General features: G+C 59.2%; 17 protein-coding genes. 9 read left to right on the top strand and 8 right to left on the bottom strand.

All coding sequences use genetic code 11. The features are described 5' to 3' along the window. Positions 1–90: 90 nt before the first annotated feature. The 3 genes from ACM110_RS01870 (at position 91) to ACM110_RS01860 (ending at position 1,937) form a co-directional block, all read left to right on the top strand. Complete coding sequence (locus tag ACM110_RS01870) at positions 91–561, top strand: nuclear transport factor 2 family protein (RefSeq protein ID WP_416126318.1); 471 nt, start codon at positions 91–93, stop codon at positions 559–561. Between the two features lie 40 nt (positions 562–601). Then, positions 602–913: a GIY-YIG nuclease family protein gene (locus tag ACM110_RS01865; RefSeq protein ID WP_416126317.1), complete on the top strand. Its 312-nt coding sequence runs from the start codon at positions 602–604 to the stop codon at positions 911–913. A gap of 88 nt (positions 914–1,001) precedes the next feature. Next, positions 1,002–1,937, top strand: a complete 936-nt coding sequence (locus tag ACM110_RS01860; protein WP_416126316.1) for a glutathione S-transferase family protein — start codon at positions 1,002–1,004, stop codon at positions 1,935–1,937. Positions 1,938–2,036: 99 nt separating this feature from the next. Here the strand turns inward: ACM110_RS01860 and ACM110_RS01855 are convergent, their stop codons facing one another. Together ACM110_RS01855 and yejK are read right to left on the bottom strand one after the other, a co-directional pair. After that, positions 2,037–2,387, bottom strand: a complete 351-nt coding sequence (locus tag ACM110_RS01855) for a glutaredoxin family protein (protein WP_416126315.1) — start codon at positions 2,385–2,387, stop codon at positions 2,037–2,039. After that, positions 2,387–3,391 carry a nucleoid-associated protein YejK gene (gene yejK / locus ACM110_RS01850; RefSeq protein ID WP_416126314.1) on the bottom strand — a complete coding sequence of 335 codons (1,005 nt, stop codon included), beginning with the start codon at positions 3,389–3,391 and terminating at the stop codon, positions 2,387–2,389. Before yejK ends, ACM110_RS01855 begins: the two co-directional genes overlap by 1 nt. Before the next feature lie 407 nt (positions 3,392–3,798). Between yejK and ACM110_RS01845 the strand changes: the two genes are divergently transcribed. Continuing rightward, on the top strand, positions 3,799–4,080 hold the full coding sequence (locus ACM110_RS01845) for an HU family DNA-binding protein (RefSeq protein ID WP_003221909.1): 282 nt from the start codon (positions 3,799–3,801) through the stop codon (positions 4,078–4,080). 137 nt (positions 4,081–4,217) lie between these two features. Here the strand turns inward: ACM110_RS01845 and rlmF are convergent, their stop codons facing one another. The 5 genes from rlmF to ACM110_RS01820 form a co-directional block, all read right to left on the bottom strand. Further along, positions 4,218–5,237: a 23S rRNA (adenine(1618)-N(6))-methyltransferase RlmF gene (gene rlmF, locus ACM110_RS01840; protein ID WP_416126313.1), complete on the bottom strand. Its 1,020-nt coding sequence runs from the start codon at positions 5,235–5,237 to the stop codon at positions 4,218–4,220. 201 nt (positions 5,238–5,438) lie between these two features. Further along, a complete protein-coding gene (locus ACM110_RS01835; protein ID WP_416126312.1) occupies positions 5,439–8,285 on the bottom strand; it encodes a valine--tRNA ligase in 2,847 nt (948 codons plus the stop codon). A gap of 229 nt (positions 8,286–8,514) precedes the next feature. Continuing rightward, positions 8,515–9,828 (bottom strand): MFS transporter, encoded by a 1,314-nt coding sequence (locus ACM110_RS01830; protein WP_416126311.1) that lies wholly within the window; start codon positions 9,826–9,828, stop codon positions 8,515–8,517. A 241-nt stretch (positions 9,829–10,069) separates the two neighbouring features. Continuing rightward, positions 10,070–11,314 carry a transporter associated domain-containing protein gene (locus tag ACM110_RS01825; protein ID WP_416126310.1) on the bottom strand — a complete coding sequence of 415 codons (1,245 nt, stop codon included), beginning with the start codon at positions 11,312–11,314 and terminating at the stop codon, positions 10,070–10,072. A 12-nt stretch (positions 11,315–11,326) separates the two neighbouring features. Then, positions 11,327–12,139 (bottom strand): inner membrane protein YpjD, encoded by an 813-nt coding sequence (locus ACM110_RS01820; RefSeq protein WP_416126309.1) that lies wholly within the window; start codon positions 12,137–12,139, stop codon positions 11,327–11,329. A 210-nt stretch (positions 12,140–12,349) separates the two neighbouring features. Between ACM110_RS01820 and ffh the strand changes: the two genes are divergently transcribed. From ffh to rplS, 5 genes are all read left to right on the top strand, one after another. Beyond that, positions 12,350–13,726 (top strand): signal recognition particle protein, encoded by a 1,377-nt coding sequence (ffh, locus tag ACM110_RS01815; RefSeq protein WP_338582825.1) that lies wholly within the window; start codon positions 12,350–12,352, stop codon positions 13,724–13,726. Positions 13,727–13,976: 250 nt separating this feature from the next. After that, the gene (gene rpsP, locus ACM110_RS01810) at positions 13,977–14,228 is read left to right on the top strand and encodes a 30S ribosomal protein S16 (RefSeq protein ID WP_416126308.1); all 252 of its coding nucleotides are present in this window, start codon (positions 13,977–13,979) and stop codon (positions 14,226–14,228) included. Positions 14,229–14,233: 5 nt separating this feature from the next. After that, positions 14,234–14,770: a ribosome maturation factor RimM gene (gene rimM, locus ACM110_RS01805; protein WP_053155094.1), complete on the top strand. Its 537-nt coding sequence runs from the start codon at positions 14,234–14,236 to the stop codon at positions 14,768–14,770. 2 nt (positions 14,771–14,772) lie between these two features. Continuing rightward, a complete protein-coding gene (trmD, locus tag ACM110_RS01800; protein WP_046820359.1) occupies positions 14,773–15,525 on the top strand; it encodes a tRNA (guanosine(37)-N1)-methyltransferase TrmD in 753 nt (250 codons plus the stop codon). A gap of 45 nt (positions 15,526–15,570) precedes the next feature. Further along, entirely contained in the window at positions 15,571–15,921 is a 351-nt protein-coding gene (gene rplS / locus ACM110_RS01795; protein WP_003175895.1) for a 50S ribosomal protein L19, read from the top strand. Between the two features lie 152 nt (positions 15,922–16,073). Here the strand turns inward: rplS and ACM110_RS01790 are convergent, their stop codons facing one another. Then, on the bottom strand, positions 16,074–17,876 hold the full coding sequence (locus tag ACM110_RS01790; protein WP_416126307.1) for a cation:proton antiporter: 1,803 nt from the start codon (positions 17,874–17,876) through the stop codon (positions 16,074–16,076). Positions 17,877–17,902 lie beyond the last annotated feature (26 nt).

Raw genomic sequence — 17,902 nt, 5'->3', positions numbered from 1 at the left:
GGCTCGCGAATGCCGATAGTGTTTCTCCCGTTTGCAGACTATCGTGCAGGCAATCTTTCGACGCCATTTTGCACAACAGGGAGTCTGCCCATGAGTGAAGCCCACAGCGCCTTGATCACCCGGTTCTACCAAGCTTTCCAGCGCCTCGATGCCGAAGCAATGGCGGCCTGTTACACCGATGACGTGGTGTTCAGCGATCCGGCGTTTGGCGAGCTTCGCGGTCGTGAGGCGGGCGATATGTGGCGCATGCTCACCACTCGGGCCAAGGATTTTTCCCTGACCTTCGACAACGTCCGTGCCGACGAGCGCATCGGCGGCGCGCATTGGGTCGCGACCTATCTGTTCAGCCAGACCGGCAACATCGTGATCAACGACATTCAGGCCCGTTTCGTCTTCCGCGATGGCAAGATCTGCGAGCACCACGACAGCTTTGATATGTGGACATGGTCGCGTCAGGCCCTGGGTTTCAAGGGCTTGCTGCTGGGCTGGACTCCGTTGGTGCGCAACGCCGTTCGCGCTCAGGCCCTGAAGGGGCTGAAGGCATTTCAGGCCAGTCGCTGATAAGATCGCGGCTTGTTTCCTTTCAAGCACTGATCGTCACGTGACCTCCCTCAGCGAAAACCCTGCCGACTTCGAAACGCCCGCGAGCAAACCCTGGTTCGTCTACCTCGTGCGCGCGGCCAATGGTTCGCTTTATTGCGGGATCAGTGACGATCCCGTGCGTCGCTTCGCCAAGCATCAAAGCGGAAAGGGTGCACGCTTCTTTCTTTCCAGCCCGGCCATGGCGCTGGTCTATACCGAAGTCTGTCGCGACAAAAGCGAAGCATTGCGCCAGGAACGGCTGATCAAAAAACTCCGGAAAAGCGCCAAGGAATGTCTAGTGGCGAGCGCCGCTGCCGGCTTATCAATCTGACTGATTGGTTCCCATCAGGCAGATCGGTAGGCTGCCACGTGATTGCGCGCTAAGCTGCGGATTCCTGATCTTTGCGGCGGAGCCGAGCATGTCCGAGTTGATTCTTCATCATTACCCGACGTCCCCTTTCGCTGAAAAGGCCCGCTTGCTGCTGGGTTTCAAGGGACTGTCCTGGCGCTCGGTGAAGATTTCCCCGGTGATGCCAAAACCTGATCTCACGGCGCTGACCGGTGGCTACCGCAAGACCCCGGTGTTGCAGGTTGGCGCAGATATTTATTGCGATACAGCGTTGATCGCCCGCCGACTGGAACAGGAAAAAGCCCTGCCGGCGTTCTTCCCGGAAGGTCAGGAAATGATCGCCGCTTCGTTCGCCACATGGGCTGATTCGGTGGTGTTCCAGCATGCGGTCAGCCTGGTGTTTCAGCCGGAATCGGTCGCTGTGCGCTTCGGTAGTTTGCCGCCGGAAGCGATCAAGGCGTTTCTCGCCGACCGCGCCGGATTGTTCAGCGGTGGCAGTGCGACAAAACTGTCCGCCGAGCTGGCCAAGCATCAGTGGCCCACCATCATGTCGCGCCTGGAGCTGCAATTGCAGCGCGAGCAGGGCGACTTCCTGTTCGGTGAGCCGTCGATTGCCGACTTCGCGCTGGCGCATTCCTTGTGGTTCCTCAAGGCGACGCCGGTCACTGCGCCATTGGTCGATGCTTATCCGGCGGTCAGTGCGTGGCACGCGCGGGTGCTGGGCTTTGGTCATGGCGCCTCCAGCGAGATGACATCCGAGGAAGCGCTGGACGTTGCGCGCAATGCCACGCCAGCGGCATTGCCGGACGAGCAGTTCGTTGATCCCAACGGGTTCGAGGCGGGTCAGCAGGTGCTGATCGCGGCCACGGACTATGGCGTTGATCCGGTGAGGGGCGAGTTGTTGTTTGCCGGTCGCGAAGAGTTGATCGTGCGTCGCGAGGATGAACGTGGCGGCGTGGTGCATGTGCACTTTCCGCGGTTTGGTTTTCGTATCGAAGCCTGCTGACGGACCGTTTGTGGGAGCGAGCTTGCTCGCGATAGCGGTGCACCCGTCACATTGATATTGAATGTGCCGCCGTCATCGCGAGCAAGCTCGCTCCCACAGTTATTTCAGCGCCGCCAGAATCGCGTCCGGGTCATACCCGCGAATCAGCGTTCCGTTCACATCGATAATCGGAATGCCGCCACCACCCAGGGCTTCATAGTCCTTGCGCGCCACCGCATCCTTCTCGATATCGAATTCCTTGTACGGAATGCCTTTCTGATCGAGAAAGCGTCGGGTCAGTTTGCAGTAGCCACACCATTCGGTGGCATAGAGCACGACGTTGGCTTTGGCCTGAGTCTGCTCGGACACCACTTGCGAAGGGTTGAACATCCGCTCGATCTTGCCCCAGTTCTGATAGACCACAACCACCAGCAGGATCAGCAGGAATTTCTTCAGTACGTTGCCGAGCATCAGTTGCGGCGCTTGAGCTGGTCAGTGAGCGAGGTCGGCAGACCTTTGATGATCAGCGTGCCGGCTTCTTCGTCGTACTCGATCTTCGAGCCCAGCAGGTGCGCTTCGAAGCTGATCGACAGGCCCTCGGCGCGGCCGGTGAAACGGCGGAACTGGTTCAGGGTGCGCTTATCGGCCGGGATCTCCGGCGACAGGCCGTAATCCTTGTTGCGGATGTGATCGTAGAAGGCTTTCGGGCGTTCTTCGTCGATCAGTTCCGACAGCTCCTCCAGGCCCATCGGTTCGCCGAGCTTGGCCTGGCTGCTGGCGTACTCGACCAGCGTCTTGGTTTTCTCGCGGGCGGACTCTTCCGGCAGGTCTTCGCTTTCAACGAAATCGCTGAACGCCTTGAGCAAGGTGCGCGTTTCGCCCGGACCGTCAACGCCTTCCTGGCAGCCAATGAAGTCGCGGAAGTATTCCGAAACCTTTTTGCCGTTTTTGCCTTTGATGAAGGAAATGTACTGCTTGGACTGTTTGTTGTTCTGCCACTCGGAGACGTTGATGCGCGCCGCCAGGTGCAATTGGCCCAGGTCCAGGTGACGGGACGGTGTGACGTCCAGTTGGTCGGTCACCGCCACGCCTTCGCTATGGTGCAGCAGGGCGATGGCCAGGTAATCGGTCATGCCTTGCTGATAATGCGCGAACAGCACATGGCCGCCGACCGACAGGTTGGATTCTTCCATCAGCTTTTGCAGGTGTTCCACCGCCACACGGCTGAAGGCTGTGAAGTCCTGGCCACCGTCGAGGTATTCCTTCAGCCAGCCGCTGAAGGGAAAGGCACCGGACTCAGGATGGAACAGCCCCCAGGCTTTGCCTTGCTTGGCGTTGTAGCTTTCGTTGAGGTCGGCGAGCATGTTCTCGATGGCGGCGGACTCGGCCAGTTCAGAGTCGCGAGCGTGAAGAACTGCGGGCGTGCCGTCGGGTTTTTTGTCGATCAGGTGGACGATGCAATGACGGATCGGCATGGGCTTCTCGGCTGATGGGGGCGGCTGGTTGGAGAGAGCAGGGCGAGCTCCCCGAAAAAGCGCCAAGTGTACCGCAACCACTGGTTTTGGCGCGTTGCGAAGGTCAAATCCCGGGCGACCGGCGGCGCTTATGCATTTTTTTCCCGATTTAGAGCAATAAAGCTGACCAAATGGGTAGCTAGAGGCGGATATTTCCCCGTCTCTGTGCTAGTTTTGCCCGGTCTTACGCGAAGTCACTGCGTTAAGCGTGCAGTCAGCAATTGTCAGGTCGAACCAAACCCTGATTTCGGTATCTATAACCCGACTCGTCGCGGTTATCGCCGAGGGTGCCGGATCCAGAAGATCGGGCTCGATGGCTGACACTGCACTCTGCAATCCATATGAATTTGATAGGGAAGGAACACTACATGGCTCTTACTAAAGACCAACTGATCGCCGACATCGCTGAAGCTATCGACGCGCCAAAAACCACCGCGCGTAACGCTCTGGACCAACTGGGCCAAATCGTTGCTGATCAGCTGGAAAACGGCGGCGAAATCACTCTGCCAGGTATCGGCAAACTGAAAGTGACTGAGCGTCCTGCCCGTACCGGCCGTAACCCTTCGACTGGCGCTGCCATCGAAATCCCTGCAAAGAAAGTGATCAAGCTGGTTGTGGCCAAAGGCCTGACCGACGCTGTGAACAAGTAAGACGCAGCGATAAAAAAAACCGTGCGCCGGAGCAATCCGGGCACGGTTTTTTTGTGCCTGCGATCTTGTTTTAAATCAACATCAAAAGATCGCAGCGTTCCGCAGCTCCTGCACAGAGGCCGCGCAGTGACTCTGCTTTAGCGTGTCCAGCGCTCTTGGCGCCAGATCTGCTGCTCGGATTTGGTCTGGAAGGTCCAGGCGACGAAGCGGCTTTGTTTCTGCCCTTGAGACATCTCCACCACCTGACTTTCCAGTACGCCGGCCTTGTGCAGTGCCGTCTCGATGGCTGGCAGGTTCGAGGCTTTCGAGACCAGGGTGCTGAACCACAGCACTTTATGCTGGAAATTCGCGCTCTCGGCGATCAATTGCGTCACGAAACGTGCTTCGCCCCCTTCACACCACAATTCAGCTGACTGCCCACCGAAGTTCAGCACCGGCAGTTTGCGTTTCGGATCGGCGCGGCCCAATGCGCGCCATTTACGCTCGCTGCCCTTGGTCGCTTCGGCCATCGAGGCATGGAACGGCGGGTTACACATGGTCAGGTCAAAGCGTTCGCCAGGTTCCAGCAAGCCCAGCAGGATGTGCTTGGGATTGGTCTGTTGACGCAACTGGATGGCCTTGTTCAACCCGTTGGACTGGACGATGGCTTTGGCAGAAGCAACGGCCGTTGGATCGATTTCCGAGCCAAGGAAGTGCCAGCGGTAGTCGCTGTGACCGATCAGCGGATAAACGCAGTTGGCGCCCATACCGATATCCAGAACATTGACCGACGCACCGCGTGGGATCTTGCCGTCGTTGACGCTGGCCAGGAGGTCAGCCAGGAAATGCACGTAATCGGCACGGCCCGGAACCGGTGGACAAAGGTAGTCCGCCGGAATGTCCCAATGAGCAATGCCATAGAACGCCTTGAGCAGCGCCCGGTTGAACACGCGCACCGCGTCCGGGCTGGCGAAGTCGATACTTTCCTTGCCATACGGATTGATGATCACGAACTTCTTCAATTCCGGCGTGCTTTTGATCAGCGCCGGGAAGTCGTAACGACCCTGGTGGCGGTTGCGCGGATGCAGGCTGGCCTTTTCGCGGGGCTCCACAGCTTTGGCCGGGGTCGCGGAGTCAGGCTTCTTGCGCGCAGGTTTGGGTGTGCGGGGGGTGGTCATGGCAGTGGTCGATTCGGGTATGGCTGAAAGTGGTGGGCATTGTCCCACAGTCGATGGGTAGGCGGGGACCTGTAGGAGCAAGGCTTGCCCGCGATGACGATTCCGAAAGCGCCATCGCGGGCAAGCCTTGCTCCTACAGAAAAACGGGCTGAATAAAAAAGGGAGGCCACATGGGCCTCCCTTTTTTATTGCGATTTGCCGTTACAGGCTGGCAATCCGCGCATGTTGCTCGGCCAACTTGCCCAGAGCCTGTTCGGCTTCGGCCAGTTTGGCGCGTTCTTTCTCGATGACTTCAGCTGGCGCCTTATCAACGAAACCGGCGTTGGACAGCTTGCCGCCGACGCGCTGCACTTCGCCTTGCAGACGCTGGATTTCCTTGTCCAGACGCGCCAGCTCAGCACCTTTGTCGATCAGGCCGGCCATTGGCACCAGCACTTCCATCTCGCCGACCAGTGCAGTCGCGGACAGCGGAGCTTCTTCGCCAGCAGCCAGCACGGTGATCGATTCGAGGCGCGCCAGTTTCTTCAGCAGCGCTTCGTTCTCGGTCAGACGACGCTGATCTTCGGCGCTGACGTTCTTCAGGAACAGCGGCAACGGTTTACCCGGGCCGATATTCATCTCGCCACGGATGTTGCGAGTGCCGAGCATCAAGCCCTTGAGCCATTCGATGTCGTCTTCGGCGGCCGGATCGATGCGCGTTTCATTGGCCACTGGCCAAGGTTGCAGCATGATCGTCTTGCCTTCGATGCCTGCCAGCGGTGCGATGCGCTGCCAGATTTCTTCAGTGATGAACGGCATGAACGGATGCGCCAGGCGCAGGGCAACTTCCAGCACGCGAACCAGGGTGCGACGGGTGCCGCGCTGGCGCTCTACCGGCGCGTTTTCGTCCCACAGCACAGGCTTGGACAGTTCCAGGTACCAGTCGCAATACTGGTTCCAGATGAACTCGTACAAGGCTTGTGCGGCCAGGTCGAAACGGAACTGGTCGAGCTGACGGGTCACTTCGGCTTCGGTGCGTTGCAACTGCGAAATGATCCAGCGATCAGCCAGTGACAATTCGTAGGCTTCGCCGTTCTGGCCACAGTCTTCGCCCTTGTCCAGCACGTAGCGCGCGGCGTTCCAGATCTTGTTGCAGAAGTTGCGATAGCCTTCGACGCGGCCCATGTCGAACTTGATGTCCCGACCGGTGGACGCCAGCGAGCAGAAGGTGAAGCGTAGGGCATCGGTACCGTAGCTGGCGATGCCTTCGGCGAACTCGTCGCGGGTCTGCTTCTCGATCTTCTTCGCCAGTTTCGGCTGCATCAGGCCGGAGGTGCGTTTCTGCACCAGCTCTTCCAGCTCGATACCGTCGATGATGTCCAGCGGGTCCAGGACGTTGCCCTTGGACTTGGACATCTTCTGGCCTTGGCCATCACGCACCAGACCGTGCACATACACAGTCTTGAACGGAACTTGCGGTGTGCCGTCTTCGTTTTTCACCAAGTGCATGGTGAGCATGATCATCCGGGCAACCCAGAAGAAAATGATGTCGAAGCCGGTGACCAGCACGTCGGTGGAGTGGAATTTCTTCAGGAATTCGGTCTGTTCCGGCCAGCCGAGGGTGGAGAACGTCCACAGGCCCGAGCTGAACCAGGTGTCGAGAACGTCGTTGTCCTGTTGCAGCGCAACGTCCGAGCCGAGGTTGTGCTTGGCGCGCACTTCGGCTTCGTCGCGACCGACGTAGACCTTGCCCGACTCGTCGTACCAGGCCGGAATCCGGTGGCCCCACCACAGTTGACGGCTGATGCACCAATCCTGGATGTCGCGCATCCAGGAGAAGTACATGTTTTCGTACTGTTTCGGCACGAACTGGATACGGCCGTCTTCAACGGCGGCAATCGCAGGCTCGGCCAGAGGCTTGGTGGACACGTACCACTGGTCGGTCAGCCAAGGCTCGATGACGGTGCCGGAGCGATCGCCTTTCGGCACTTTCAGGCCGTGGTCGTCAACGCTGACCAACAGACCGGCAGCGTCGAACGCGGCGACGATCTGCTTGCGCGCTTCGAAACGGTCGAGACCGGCGTATTCGGCCGGGATCTTGCCGTCGATGGTTTCGTTCAGTGTGCCGTCGAGGTTGAACACCTGGCAGGCTGGCAGAACGGCTGCGTTCTTGTCGAAGATGTTCAGCAGCGGAAGGTTGTGACGCTTGCCGACTTCATAGTCGTTGAAGTCGTGGGCCGGGGTGATTTTCACGCAGCCGGTGCCGAATTCAGGGTCGCAGTAATCGTCGGCGATGATCGGGATGCGGCGGCCAACCAGTGGCAGCTCGACAAATTTGCCGATCAGGGCTTTGTAGCGCTCATCGTTCGGGTTAACGGCCACGGCGGAGTCGCCGAGCATGGTTTCCGGGCGAGTGGTCGCGACGATCAGGAAATCGTTGCCTTCAGCGGTCTTGGCGCCGTCGGCCAGTGGATACTTCAGGTTCCACAGGAAACCTTTCTCGTCGTGGTTTTCCACTTCGAGGTCGGAAATTGCCGTGTGCAGCTTGGTGTCCCAGTTGACCAGGCGCTTGCCGCGGTAGATCAGGCCGTCTTCGTGCAGGCGCACGAAGGCTTCTTTAACGGCTTCCGAGAGGCCGTCGTCCATGGTGAAGCGCTCGCGGCTCCAATCTACGGACGAACCAAGGCGACGGATCTGACGGCTGATGTTGCCGCCGGACTCATCCTTCCATTCCCAGACTTTCTCGAGGAATTTTTCACGGCCCAGGTCGTGGCGGTTCTGGCCTTTGGCTTCGAGCTGACGCTCCACCAGCATCTGCGTGGCGATACCAGCGTGGTCGGTGCCCGGCTGCCACAGGGTGTTGCGACCCTGCATGCGGCGGAAACGGATCAGGGCGTCCATGATCGCGTTGTTGAAGCCGTGACCCATGTGCAGGCTGCCGGTGACGTTCGGCGGCGGGATCATGATGGTGTAGGACTCGCCCGCGCCTTGCGGGGCGAAGTAATTCTCTGACTCCCAGGTGTTGTACCAGGAAGTTTCAATGGCGTGCGGCTGGTAGGTCTTATCCATGCGCGGCGGGACCCTATTGGCATTTATTCAGGAAAAGCCGGGAAGTATAGCGGGGATGAGCGGATGCGCGTAGAGCGAGGTGACAATGGGTGGGGGAAAAGTTGAGTTGTGTTTTGTCAGTGAGGGTCCCATCGCTGGCAAGCCAGCTCCCACAGGTTATGTGTCGTATTGCTATTTTGTGAACGACACCAAACCCTGTGGGAGCGGGCTTGCCCGCGATAGCGATCTGTCAGGCGATCTGATTCAAATCGTTATGCCGTGTTTCCTTCAAGCACAGCACGGCAATCAAACTCAATACCGCCGCCCCGGACACATACCCGCCGACGTAACTCAAGCCACCCATCGCCACCAGCTTCTGCGCGAAGAATGGCGCCGCCGAGGCCCCGACAATACCGCCCAGGTTGTAGGCCGCCGACGCGCCGGTATAACGCACGTGCGTGGGAAACAGCTCCGGCAGCAGAGCGCCCATTGGCGCAAACGTCACGCCCATCAGGAACAGTTCGATGCACAGGAATAGTGCCACGCCCCAGGTCGAGCCCTGTGTCAGCAACGGCTCCATCAGGAAACCGGACAGAATCGCCAGTACGCCACCGATGATCAGCACCGGTTTGCGTCCGTAGCGATCACTGGCCCATGCGGACAGCGGGGTAGCGGCGGCCATGAACAGCACGGCGAAGCACAGCAGTCCAAGGAAGGTTTCACGGCTGTATCCGAGTGTCGCCACGCCGTAGCTCAGCGAAAACACTGTCGAAATGTAAAACAGCGCGTAACACACCACCATGGCGCCAGCACCCAGCAGAACGGGAAGCCAGTATTGGCTGAATAGCTCAACCAGCGGGATTTTCACCCGTTCCTGGCGGGCCATGGCGTTGGCGAACACCGGGGTCTCATGCAGCTTGAGGCGCACGTACAAACCAACCATCACCAGCGCGGCGCTGAGCAGGAACGGAATCCGCCAGCCCCACGAGCGGAACTGTTCATCATTCAGCGTCATGGCCAGGGTCAGGAACAAACCGTTCGCCGCTAGAAAGCCAATCGAAGGTCCGAGCTGTGGAAACATGCCGAACCAGGCACGTTTGCCTTTGGGGGCGTTCTCCGTGGCGAGCAAAGCTGCGCCGCCCCATTCACCGCCCAGTCCCAGGCCTTGGCCGAACCGCAGCACGCAGAGCAGGATCGGCGCCCAGGCGCCAATGCTGTCGTAACCCGGCAGCATGCCGATCAGCGTGGTACACACGCCCATCAACAGGAGAGAGGCGACCAGGGTCGATTTGCGGCCGATGCGATCGCCGAAGTGACCGAACAATGCCGACCCCAAGGGGCGCGCAAGAAACGCGATGCCGAATGTGAGAAAGGCCGACAGCATCTGGGCCGTGCCGGACGTCTGCGGAAAGAACACCGGGCCGATCACCAGCGCTGCCGAGGTGGCGTAAACGTAGAAGTCGTAGAACTCGATGGCAGTGCCGATGAAGCTCGCGGTGGCCACGCGGGTGGCGGAGTTCGTCGGTTGCGCAGGTGCGTCGTCGTAAGTCGTGCTGGTTGTCATGCGGTTATCCCTGACAGTCATGTGCCCCAGTGGAGCGAATTATTATGGTCGAGAACCCAGGGATGTGGGTGAAGGCACGGTCGCTGTTCCAGGTAGGAACAGTCGTCGGTTTGCTGCGGAGTTTGCCGATGGTCGGGCCGGAACTTGCGGTGTGCGGGGTAAGCACGGGGCCGGCGAGGCTTGGGTAAGCACCTCGATTATAGGAAGGTGGCTAACGATTCAACAAGAGGCGAAAACGCGCTTAATTGACGGCGGCCGCGACGGGGGCTGGGCCGGTGTGCCAGATCAATACCCGGGTGACACGATTGTCTTCGGTCTCAAGGATTTCCAGGCGATAGCGACCGATTTTCAGGCATACGGCGCTCTCTGGAATGGTTTCCAGCGCTTCAGTCACCAGACCGTTGAGGGTTTTCGGGCCGTCGCTTGGCAGGTGCCAGCCAAGGCTTTTGTTCAGCTCGCGGATTGACGCGGCGCCATCGATCACCAGGCGGCCATCGGCCTGTGGATGAATGTGCGGATTATTGAGGCTTTGCTGGCTTTCGAACTCGCCAACGATTTCTTCGAGAATATCTTCCAGGGTCACGATGCCGAGCACTTCGCCGTACTCGTCCACCACCATGCCCAGGCGACGCTGCTGCTTGTGGAAGTTCAGCAGTTGCAGCTGCAACGGGGTGCTTTCCGGTACGAAGTAAGGTTCGCGGCTGGCCGCCATCAGCGCTTCCAGGGTCAGGCTGCCATCGGGGAGCAGGTGGCCGATTTGCCGGGTGTTGAGCACCGCTTCGACCTGGTTGATATCGCTGTGGAACACCGGCAGGCGCGTGCGCGTGTTTTTGCGCAATTGTTCGATGATTTCTTCAATCGGGTCGTCGAGGTTGATCCCGTCGACTTCACTGCGCGGTACCAGAATGTCGTTGACCGTGATGTTGTCCAGCGCATGGATGCCTGGCAATGGATGCTGGCGATGGACTGCGGGCTCGCGATCGTCATGCTGGTCGTTTGGCGGCTCGTCTTCGCTCTGCTGGACGACTTTGGCCTTGCGGGCAAACGGGCGCATCAGCAGTTGGCTGAAGTTGTTGAGCAACCAGGCTGCCGGGTAAACGATTTTCAGCGGTATGCGCAGCAGGTTGTTGCCAAAGGCGAGGGTTGCATCCGGGTGGCGGACGGCGAGGGCACGCGGCAAATAATCGGCGAACACCAACAGGATGGCGGCCGCGCCGAGGCAGGCTGCCCATGGGCCGTTTTCGGCCCAGGTGAAAATTGCCAGCAGGGTGCAGATGACCACCACCAACGCGCGACACAGGGTATTGCAGAAGATCAGGCTGTCGAGCGGGAAGCTCAGTCTGGCCGGGGGCTTATCGCTAGAACGCGAAGCGTTGCGCTTGGCCAGCAAGTGTTGATGCGCGGCTTCAATGGCGGAAAACAGCCCCGACCATAAAATCAGCAGGACCACTACGGCAATCATCGGCCCTAAGGGCAATTCGTCCATTAATGCCGCCCGTCAGATGTGCAGGATGTATTCACGGACCAGCTTGCTGCCGAAATACGCCAGCATCAGCAGGCAGAATCCGGCGAGGGTCCAGCGAATGGCCTTGTGTCCGCGCCAGCCGAGGCGGTTACGGCCCCAGAGCAGCACGCTGAAGACGATCCAGGCCAGACAGGCCAGCAAGGTTTTGTGCACCAGATGTTGCGCGAACAGGTTGTCGACGAACAGCCATCCGGAGATCAGCGACATCGACAACAGCGTCCAGCCGGCCCACAGGAAACCGAACAGCAGGCTTTCCATGGTTTGCAGCGGCGGGAAGTTCTTGATCAGGCCGGACGGGTGTTTGTGCTTGAGCTGATGGTCCTGAAGAAGCAGGAGCAGCGACTGGAATACCGCAATGGTGAACATGCCGTAGGCGAGGATCGACAATAGTATGTGGGCCAGGATGCCCGGCGCCTCGTCGATGATCTGCACTGTGCCGGCAGGGGCGAACTGCGCCAGCAGCACGGTCGCGGCCCCGAGCGGGAACAGCAAGACCAGCAGGTTTTCCACCGGAATGCGTGAACACGCGATCAGGGTCAGGGCGATGACCGCTGCGGCAATCAGGCTGGCGGCGCTGAAGAAGTCCAGGCCCAGGCCAATCGGTGTCAGCAGGTGGGCGAAGAGGCTGGCGCTGTGGGCCAGCACGGCGAGTACGCCTAGCGTGACCAGCAGGCGTTTGTTCGCCTTGGCGCAGTTGGCCAGGCGAGTGCCTTGATAGAGAGTCGCAGCGGCATATAAACAAGCGGCGGCGAGGGTGGTAAGCAAACTGGGTGACAAGGGGAGCATAAGTCCTGTTAGGCAAGCCCGAAAGGCGCTGAGTTTGGCATAGAACCCACGCGACACGAAAGACCACGCAAGCTGACGACGAGGTGTCCGCCGGACGCAGTCTTCGCTATAATCCGCGACCTGCCCACGCCGCAGGCTCGCCGAGCACATGTTTAGTCCGGTCCGGGCCGCCATTATCCCGGTCTACACAGGGCCTGAAAGGATCGCGCAATGTTTGAAAACTTAACCGACCGTCTCTCGCAGACGCTGCGCCATGTCACCGGCAAGGCGAAGCTGACCGAGGACAACATCAAAGACACCCTGCGCGAAGTACGCATGGCGTTGCTCGAAGCCGACGTCGCCCTGCCGGTGGTCAAGGACTTCGTCAATTCGGTCAAGGAACGTGCCGTCGGCACCGAAGTGTCGCGCAGCCTGACACCGGGCCAGGCCTTCGTGAAGATCGTCCAGGCCGAACTCGAAAGCCTGATGGGCGCGGCCAACGAAGATCTGAACCTGAGCGCAGTGCCGCCAGCGGTCATCCTAATGGCCGGTTTGCAGGGTGCTGGTAAAACCACCACCGCCGGCAAGCTTGCGCGCTTCCTTAAAGAGCGCAAGAAGAAGTCGGTCATGGTCGTGTCCGCGGACGTTTACCGTCCGGCGGCGATCAAGCAACTGGAAATGCTCGCCGGTGAAGTCGGCGTTACCTTCTTCCCGTCCGACCTGAGCCAGAAGCCGGTCGAGATCGCGCAAGCGGCTATTAAGGAAGCAAAACTCAAATTTATCGACGTGGTCATCGTCGATACCGCCGGCCGTCTGCACATCGATGAAGAGATGATGGGCGAGATCAAGGCGCTGCATGCCGCGATCAACCCGGTCGAGACCCTGTTCGTGGTCGACGCCATGACCGGCCAGGACGCCGCCAACACAGCCAAGGCCTTTGGTGATGCGCTGCCGCTGACCGGTGTGATCCTGACCAAGGTCGACGGCGATGCTCGTGGCGGTGCTGCGCTGTCGGTGCGTGCCATCACCGGCAAGCCGATCAAGTTCATCGGTATGGGCGAGAAGAGCGAAGCGCTCGACCCGTTCCACCCTGAGCGTATTGCTTCGCGCATCCTCGGCATGGGCGACGTGCTCAGTCTGATCGAGCAGGCGGAAGCGACCCTCGACAAGGACAAGGCCGACAAACTGGCCAAGAAGCTGAAGAAGGGCAAGGGCTTCGACCTCGAAGACTTCCGCGATCAGCTGCAACAGATGAAGAACATGGGCGGCCTCGGCGGCCTCATGGACAAGCTGCCGAACATGGGCGGCGTGAACCTGGCGCAAATGGGCAATGCCCAGACTGCGGCAGAGAAGCAGTTCAAGCAGATGGAAGCCATCATCAACTCCATGACCCCGGCCGAGCGCCGCGACCCTGAGCTGATCAGCGGTTCGCGCAAACGCCGTATCGCCATGGGTTCCGGCACGCAGGTGCAGGACATCGGTCGCTTGATCAAGCAGCACAAGCAGATGCAGAAGATGATGAAGAAATTCTCCGCGAAAGGCGGAATGGCCAAGATGATGCGCGGCATGGGCGGAATGCTACCCGGTGGCGGCATGCCGAAAATGTAAAGAATCCGCGCCGGTCGTCGTACCGGCGCTGCCCTACACGGACGTGGGATACACAGCAAACCCGCACTTGGCGGGAGCTGACCGGCCGTTTTCAACGACGGCTCTATAGCAAATCTGCATGGCGACCGATAGGTCGCCGGAAAAAGTCATTTGCAAAAGTCCGGATATTCCTTAGAATATGCGGCCTTTCGGGCACCTATGCCCGCTGTGCCTTTAGATTTGCAGCACCGACTACAGGAACGATGTTCACATGCTAACAATCCGTCTTGCCCTTGGCGGCTCCAAAAAGCGCCCGTTTTACCACTTGACCGTAACCGACAGCCGCAACCCGCGCGACGGTTCGCACAAGGAACAGGTTGGTTTCTTCAACCCTGTTGCTCGTGGTCAAGAAGTCCGTCTGTCCGTGAACCAAGAGCGCGTAGCCTACTGGCTGAGCGTTGGTGCACAACCTTCTGAGCGCGTTGCTCAGTTGTTGAAGGAATCTGCTAAGGCTACGGCCTGAGCAATATGAACGCGACGCCAGCTGTTGCTGATGATTTGATCGTTATCGGCAAGATTTACTCGGTTCACGGCGTTCGCGGCGAAGTGAAGGTGTACTCCTTTACTGATCCGATTAAGAACCTGCTGGAATACAAAACCTGGACGCTCAAGCGTGACGGCAATGTAAAGCAGGTAGAGCTGGTCAGCGGACGCGGGAACGACAAGTTCCTGGTCGCAAAGCTCAAGGGTCTCGATGATCGTGAAGAAGCTCGTCTTCTGGCCGGTTATGAGATCTGCGTGCCGCGCAACCTGTTCCCTGAACTGACCGACGGCGAGTACTACTGGTACCAGCTGGAAGGTCTCAAGGTCATCGACACCCTCGGGCAACTGTTCGGGAAGATCGATCACCTGCTGGAGACCGGCTCGAATGATGTAATGGTGGTCAAGCCTTGCGCTGGCAGCCTGGATGATCGCGAACGCCTGTTGCCGTATACCGAGCAATGCGTGTTGGCCATCGATCTGGCAGCAGGCGAGATGAAGGTGGATTGGGACGCGGACTTCTAAGCGTGGCTAACTTGCGCGTAGAAGTGATCAGTTTGTTTCCCGAGATGTTCTCCGCCATCAGCGAGTACGGCATCACCAGTCGGGCGGTGAAACAGGGGCTCTTGCAGCTCACCTGTTGGAACCCGCGAGACTACACGACGGATCGACATCACACTGTGGATGATCGCCCATTTGGCGGTGGTCCGGGCATGGTGATGAAGATCAAGCCCCTGGAAGATGCTCTGGTTCAGGCCAAGGCAGTCGCCGGGGAGGGAGCGAAGGTGATTTACCTGTCCCCCCAAGGCCGTCAACTGACTCAGTCGGCGGTACGCGAGTTGGCGAATCTGGATGCATTGATCCTGATTGCCGGCCGCTATGAAGGCATTGACGAGCGTTTTATTGATGCTCATGTCGATGAAGAGTGGTCGATTGGCGACTATGTACTGTCTGGCGGCGAGCTGCCGGCGATGGTCCTGATCGATGCGGTTACACGACTGCTGCCTGGAGCTTTAGGGCATGCGGACTCCGCCGAGGAAGATTCCTTTACGGATGGTTTGCTGGATTGCCCGCACTACACCCGACCGGAGGTGTATGCGGATCAGCGTGTTCCCGACGTATTGCTAAGTGGCAATCACGCGCACATCCGGCGTTGGCGTTTACAGCAGTCCCTTGGTCGGACCTATGAACGACGCGCCGATCTTCTGGAAAGCCGCTCGCTTTCTGGAGAAGAGAAGAAGCTGCTCGAGGAATACATCCGCGAGCGGGACGATAGTTAACAACGTATCGATGGTAAATCCGACGATTTACCTTAGGAGCACAGCATGACTAACAAAATCATCCTTGCACTCGAAGCAGAGCAGATGACCAAAGAGATCCCTACCTTTGCACCGGGCGACACCATTGTCGTTCAGGTAAAAGTAAAGGAAGGCGACCGTTCGCGTCTGCAAGCGTTCGAAGGTGTTGTTATCGCCAAGCGTAACCGCGGCGTAAACAGTGCATTCACCGTTCGTAAAATCTCCAACGGTGTTGGCGTAGAGCGTACTTTCCAGACCTACTCCCCGCAGATCGACAGCATGGCTGTTAAACGTCGCGGTGACGTACGTAAAGCCAAGCTGTACTACCTGCGCGACCTGTCGGGTAAAGCAGCTCGCATCAAGGAAAAACTGGCTTAAGTCCAGCTTCCGATGCAAAAAAAGCAGCCTGCGGGCTGCTTTTTTGTTGCCTGAAATTTGGTAATGCTGAAAAAGATCGCAGCCTTCGGCAGCTCCTACAGGATGTATTCAGAGTCCATGTAGGAGCTGCCGAAGGCTGCGATCTTTTGGGATCACTCCGTCTCGGGTTGAATCAACGCCAGCAACGTCCACCCCGCCGCAGGCTTGAGCGGGCTATCCGGCGTCACCACATGCACCCAGCCACTGTCATCGCGCAGGAACAGCAAAGTCGCGCGATCGCCATGCAGTGCCCGGTAATCCTCCCAGCCGAAACCATCCGTCAACGTCGTGCTGTACAGCTCGGCACCCTGACTGAGCTGACTGGCGAATTTGCCGTAGGTCAGCGCCTCACTGCCCAGTTGATTACCACGATGTTCCAGGCTTGTCCGATGCTTGTCGGTGCGACGGCTTTCCTGGCCGCTGGCAAGGCCGAACATCCGCTGATGGCCAAAGTCGTGTCGAAAGCGCATCAGCGCCAGTGTGTTCATTTCGCCTGACGGTGACAGCGCCAGCAAATGTCCGAGTCCCACCAGATCCAGATGCGCATCGGCATGTTGAGAGGCCGGGTTGCCGAAATAAGTCGGTAGGCCTTCCATACGTGCCGCTCGAATGTTCTCCCAGCTCGAATCGGTCAGCAGTACGCGGCTGCCCAGTTGTTGCAGCGCCTTGCCCAGCGTGCGGGCCGGGCCGTTGGCGCCGATGATGAGGAAGCCGCTCGGCGCCGGCTCAGCCACCTTCAGCAAACGCGCCAATGGCCGCGCTGTCGCGCTTTGCAGCACCACGGTGCCGATGATGACGGCAAAGGTCAGCGGCACCAGCAGCAGCGCGCCTTCGTGACCGGCCTCATGCAAGCGAATCGCAAATATCGCCGACACCGCTGCCGCCACGATACCGCGAGGCGCGATCCATCCCAGCAGCGCCCGTTCGCGCCAGCTCAGGCTTGAGCCTGCCGTAGAAATCAGCACATTCAAAGGACGGGCAATCAGTTGAATGACCAGCAGCAAAATCAGCACCAAAGGCCCGAGTCCGATCATGGCGTTCAGGTCCAGTCGAGCTGCCAGCAGAATGAACAATCCTGAAATCAGCAGGACGCTGAGGTTTTCCTTGAAGTGCAGGATGTGCCGCACATCCACGCCTTTCATGTTGGCCAGCCACATGCCCATCAGCGTCACGGCCAGCAAGCCGGATTCGTGCATCACCTCGTTGGCGATGATGAAAATCCCCAGCACAGCCGCGAGCGCTGCCAGGTTGTGCAGGTATTCCGGCAGCCACTGGCGGCGAATCAGAGTACCGAGCAACCAGCCACCAAAAATGCCGAACAGGCTACCGCACAGAATCACGCCACCAAAGGTCAGCAAACTTTCCTTGAGCCCGTGGCCCTCGGCACTGGCGATGATGAAACTGTAGACGACCACCGCCAGCAGCGCGCCGATCGGATCGATGACGATGCCTTCCCAGCGCAGAATGTTGGCAATCGAGGCTTTCGGGCGCACGACGCGCAGCATCGGAACGATCACGGTCGGCCCGGTGACCAGCGTCAGGCTGCCGAAGAGGATGGCCAGCATCCAGTCGAAGCCCAAAAGCCAGTGAGTGGCGACGGCGATGACTACCCAGGTCGAGAGGGCACCAATGGTGACCAGTCGATGAACGACGCTGCCAATCTCGCGCCACTCCGACAAGTGCAGCGTCAGGCTGCCTTCGAACAGAATCAGCGCCACCGCCAGCGACACCAGCGGCATCAGCAACGGGCCGAACATTTCCTGTGGATCCAGCAAGTGCAACACCGGGCCGACCAAAACCCCGGTCAGCAAAAGAAACAGAATCGCCGGTAGCTTCAGGCGCCACGCCAGCCATTGGCACCCCAGTGCCGCCGCGCCAATTCCGCCAAATGCCAACAAAATCTGCTGTTCGCTCATTGCTGCTCCCTGTTCCTTGAATTTGC

Source organism: Pseudomonas sp. NFX98, assembly GCF_047784845.1.
Lineage (GTDB): Bacteria > Pseudomonadota > Gammaproteobacteria > Pseudomonadales > Pseudomonadaceae > Aquipseudomonas.
Note: the sequence above shows the minus strand (reverse complement) of the source record. Positions and strands in the feature narration are given on the sequence as shown.

What these genes read in the sequence shown, in the direction of transcription:
- ACM110_RS01855 (WP_416126315.1), bottom strand. Translation starts at nt 2,387, where the DNA reads ATGCTCGGCAACGTACTGAAGAAATTCCTGCTGATCCTGCTGGTGGTT.
- rlmF (WP_416126313.1), bottom strand. Translation starts at nt 5,237, where the DNA reads ATGACCACCCCCCGCACACCCAAACCTGCGCGCAAGAAGCCTGACTCC.
- ACM110_RS01845 (WP_003221909.1), top strand. Translation starts at nt 3,799, where the DNA reads ATGGCTCTTACTAAAGACCAACTGATCGCCGACATCGCTGAAGCTATC.
- ACM110_RS01825 (WP_416126310.1), bottom strand. Translation starts at nt 11,314, where the DNA reads ATGGACGAATTGCCCTTAGGGCCGATGATTGCCGTAGTGGTCCTGCTG.
- ACM110_RS01860 (WP_416126316.1), top strand. Translation starts at nt 1,002, where the DNA reads ATGTCCGAGTTGATTCTTCATCATTACCCGACGTCCCCTTTCGCTGAA.
- rplS (WP_003175895.1), top strand. Translation starts at nt 15,571, where the DNA reads ATGACTAACAAAATCATCCTTGCACTCGAAGCAGAGCAGATGACCAAA.
- ACM110_RS01790 (WP_416126307.1), bottom strand. Translation starts at nt 17,876, where the DNA reads ATGAGCGAACAGCAGATTTTGTTGGCATTTGGCGGAATTGGCGCGGCG.
- rimM (WP_053155094.1), top strand. Translation starts at nt 14,234, where the DNA reads ATGAACGCGACGCCAGCTGTTGCTGATGATTTGATCGTTATCGGCAAG.
- yejK (WP_416126314.1), bottom strand. Translation starts at nt 3,391, where the DNA reads ATGCCGATCCGTCATTGCATCGTCCACCTGATCGACAAAAAACCCGAC.
- ACM110_RS01820 (WP_416126309.1), bottom strand. Translation starts at nt 12,139, where the DNA reads ATGCTCCCCTTGTCACCCAGTTTGCTTACCACCCTCGCCGCCGCTTGT.
- ACM110_RS01835 (WP_416126312.1), bottom strand. Translation starts at nt 8,285, where the DNA reads ATGGATAAGACCTACCAGCCGCACGCCATTGAAACTTCCTGGTACAAC.
- ffh (WP_338582825.1), top strand. Translation starts at nt 12,350, where the DNA reads ATGTTTGAAAACTTAACCGACCGTCTCTCGCAGACGCTGCGCCATGTC.
- rpsP (WP_416126308.1), top strand. Translation starts at nt 13,977, where the DNA reads ATGCTAACAATCCGTCTTGCCCTTGGCGGCTCCAAAAAGCGCCCGTTT.
- ACM110_RS01830 (WP_416126311.1), bottom strand. Translation starts at nt 9,828, where the DNA reads ATGACAACCAGCACGACTTACGACGACGCACCTGCGCAACCGACGAAC.
- ACM110_RS01870 (WP_416126318.1), top strand. Translation starts at nt 91, where the DNA reads ATGAGTGAAGCCCACAGCGCCTTGATCACCCGGTTCTACCAAGCTTTC.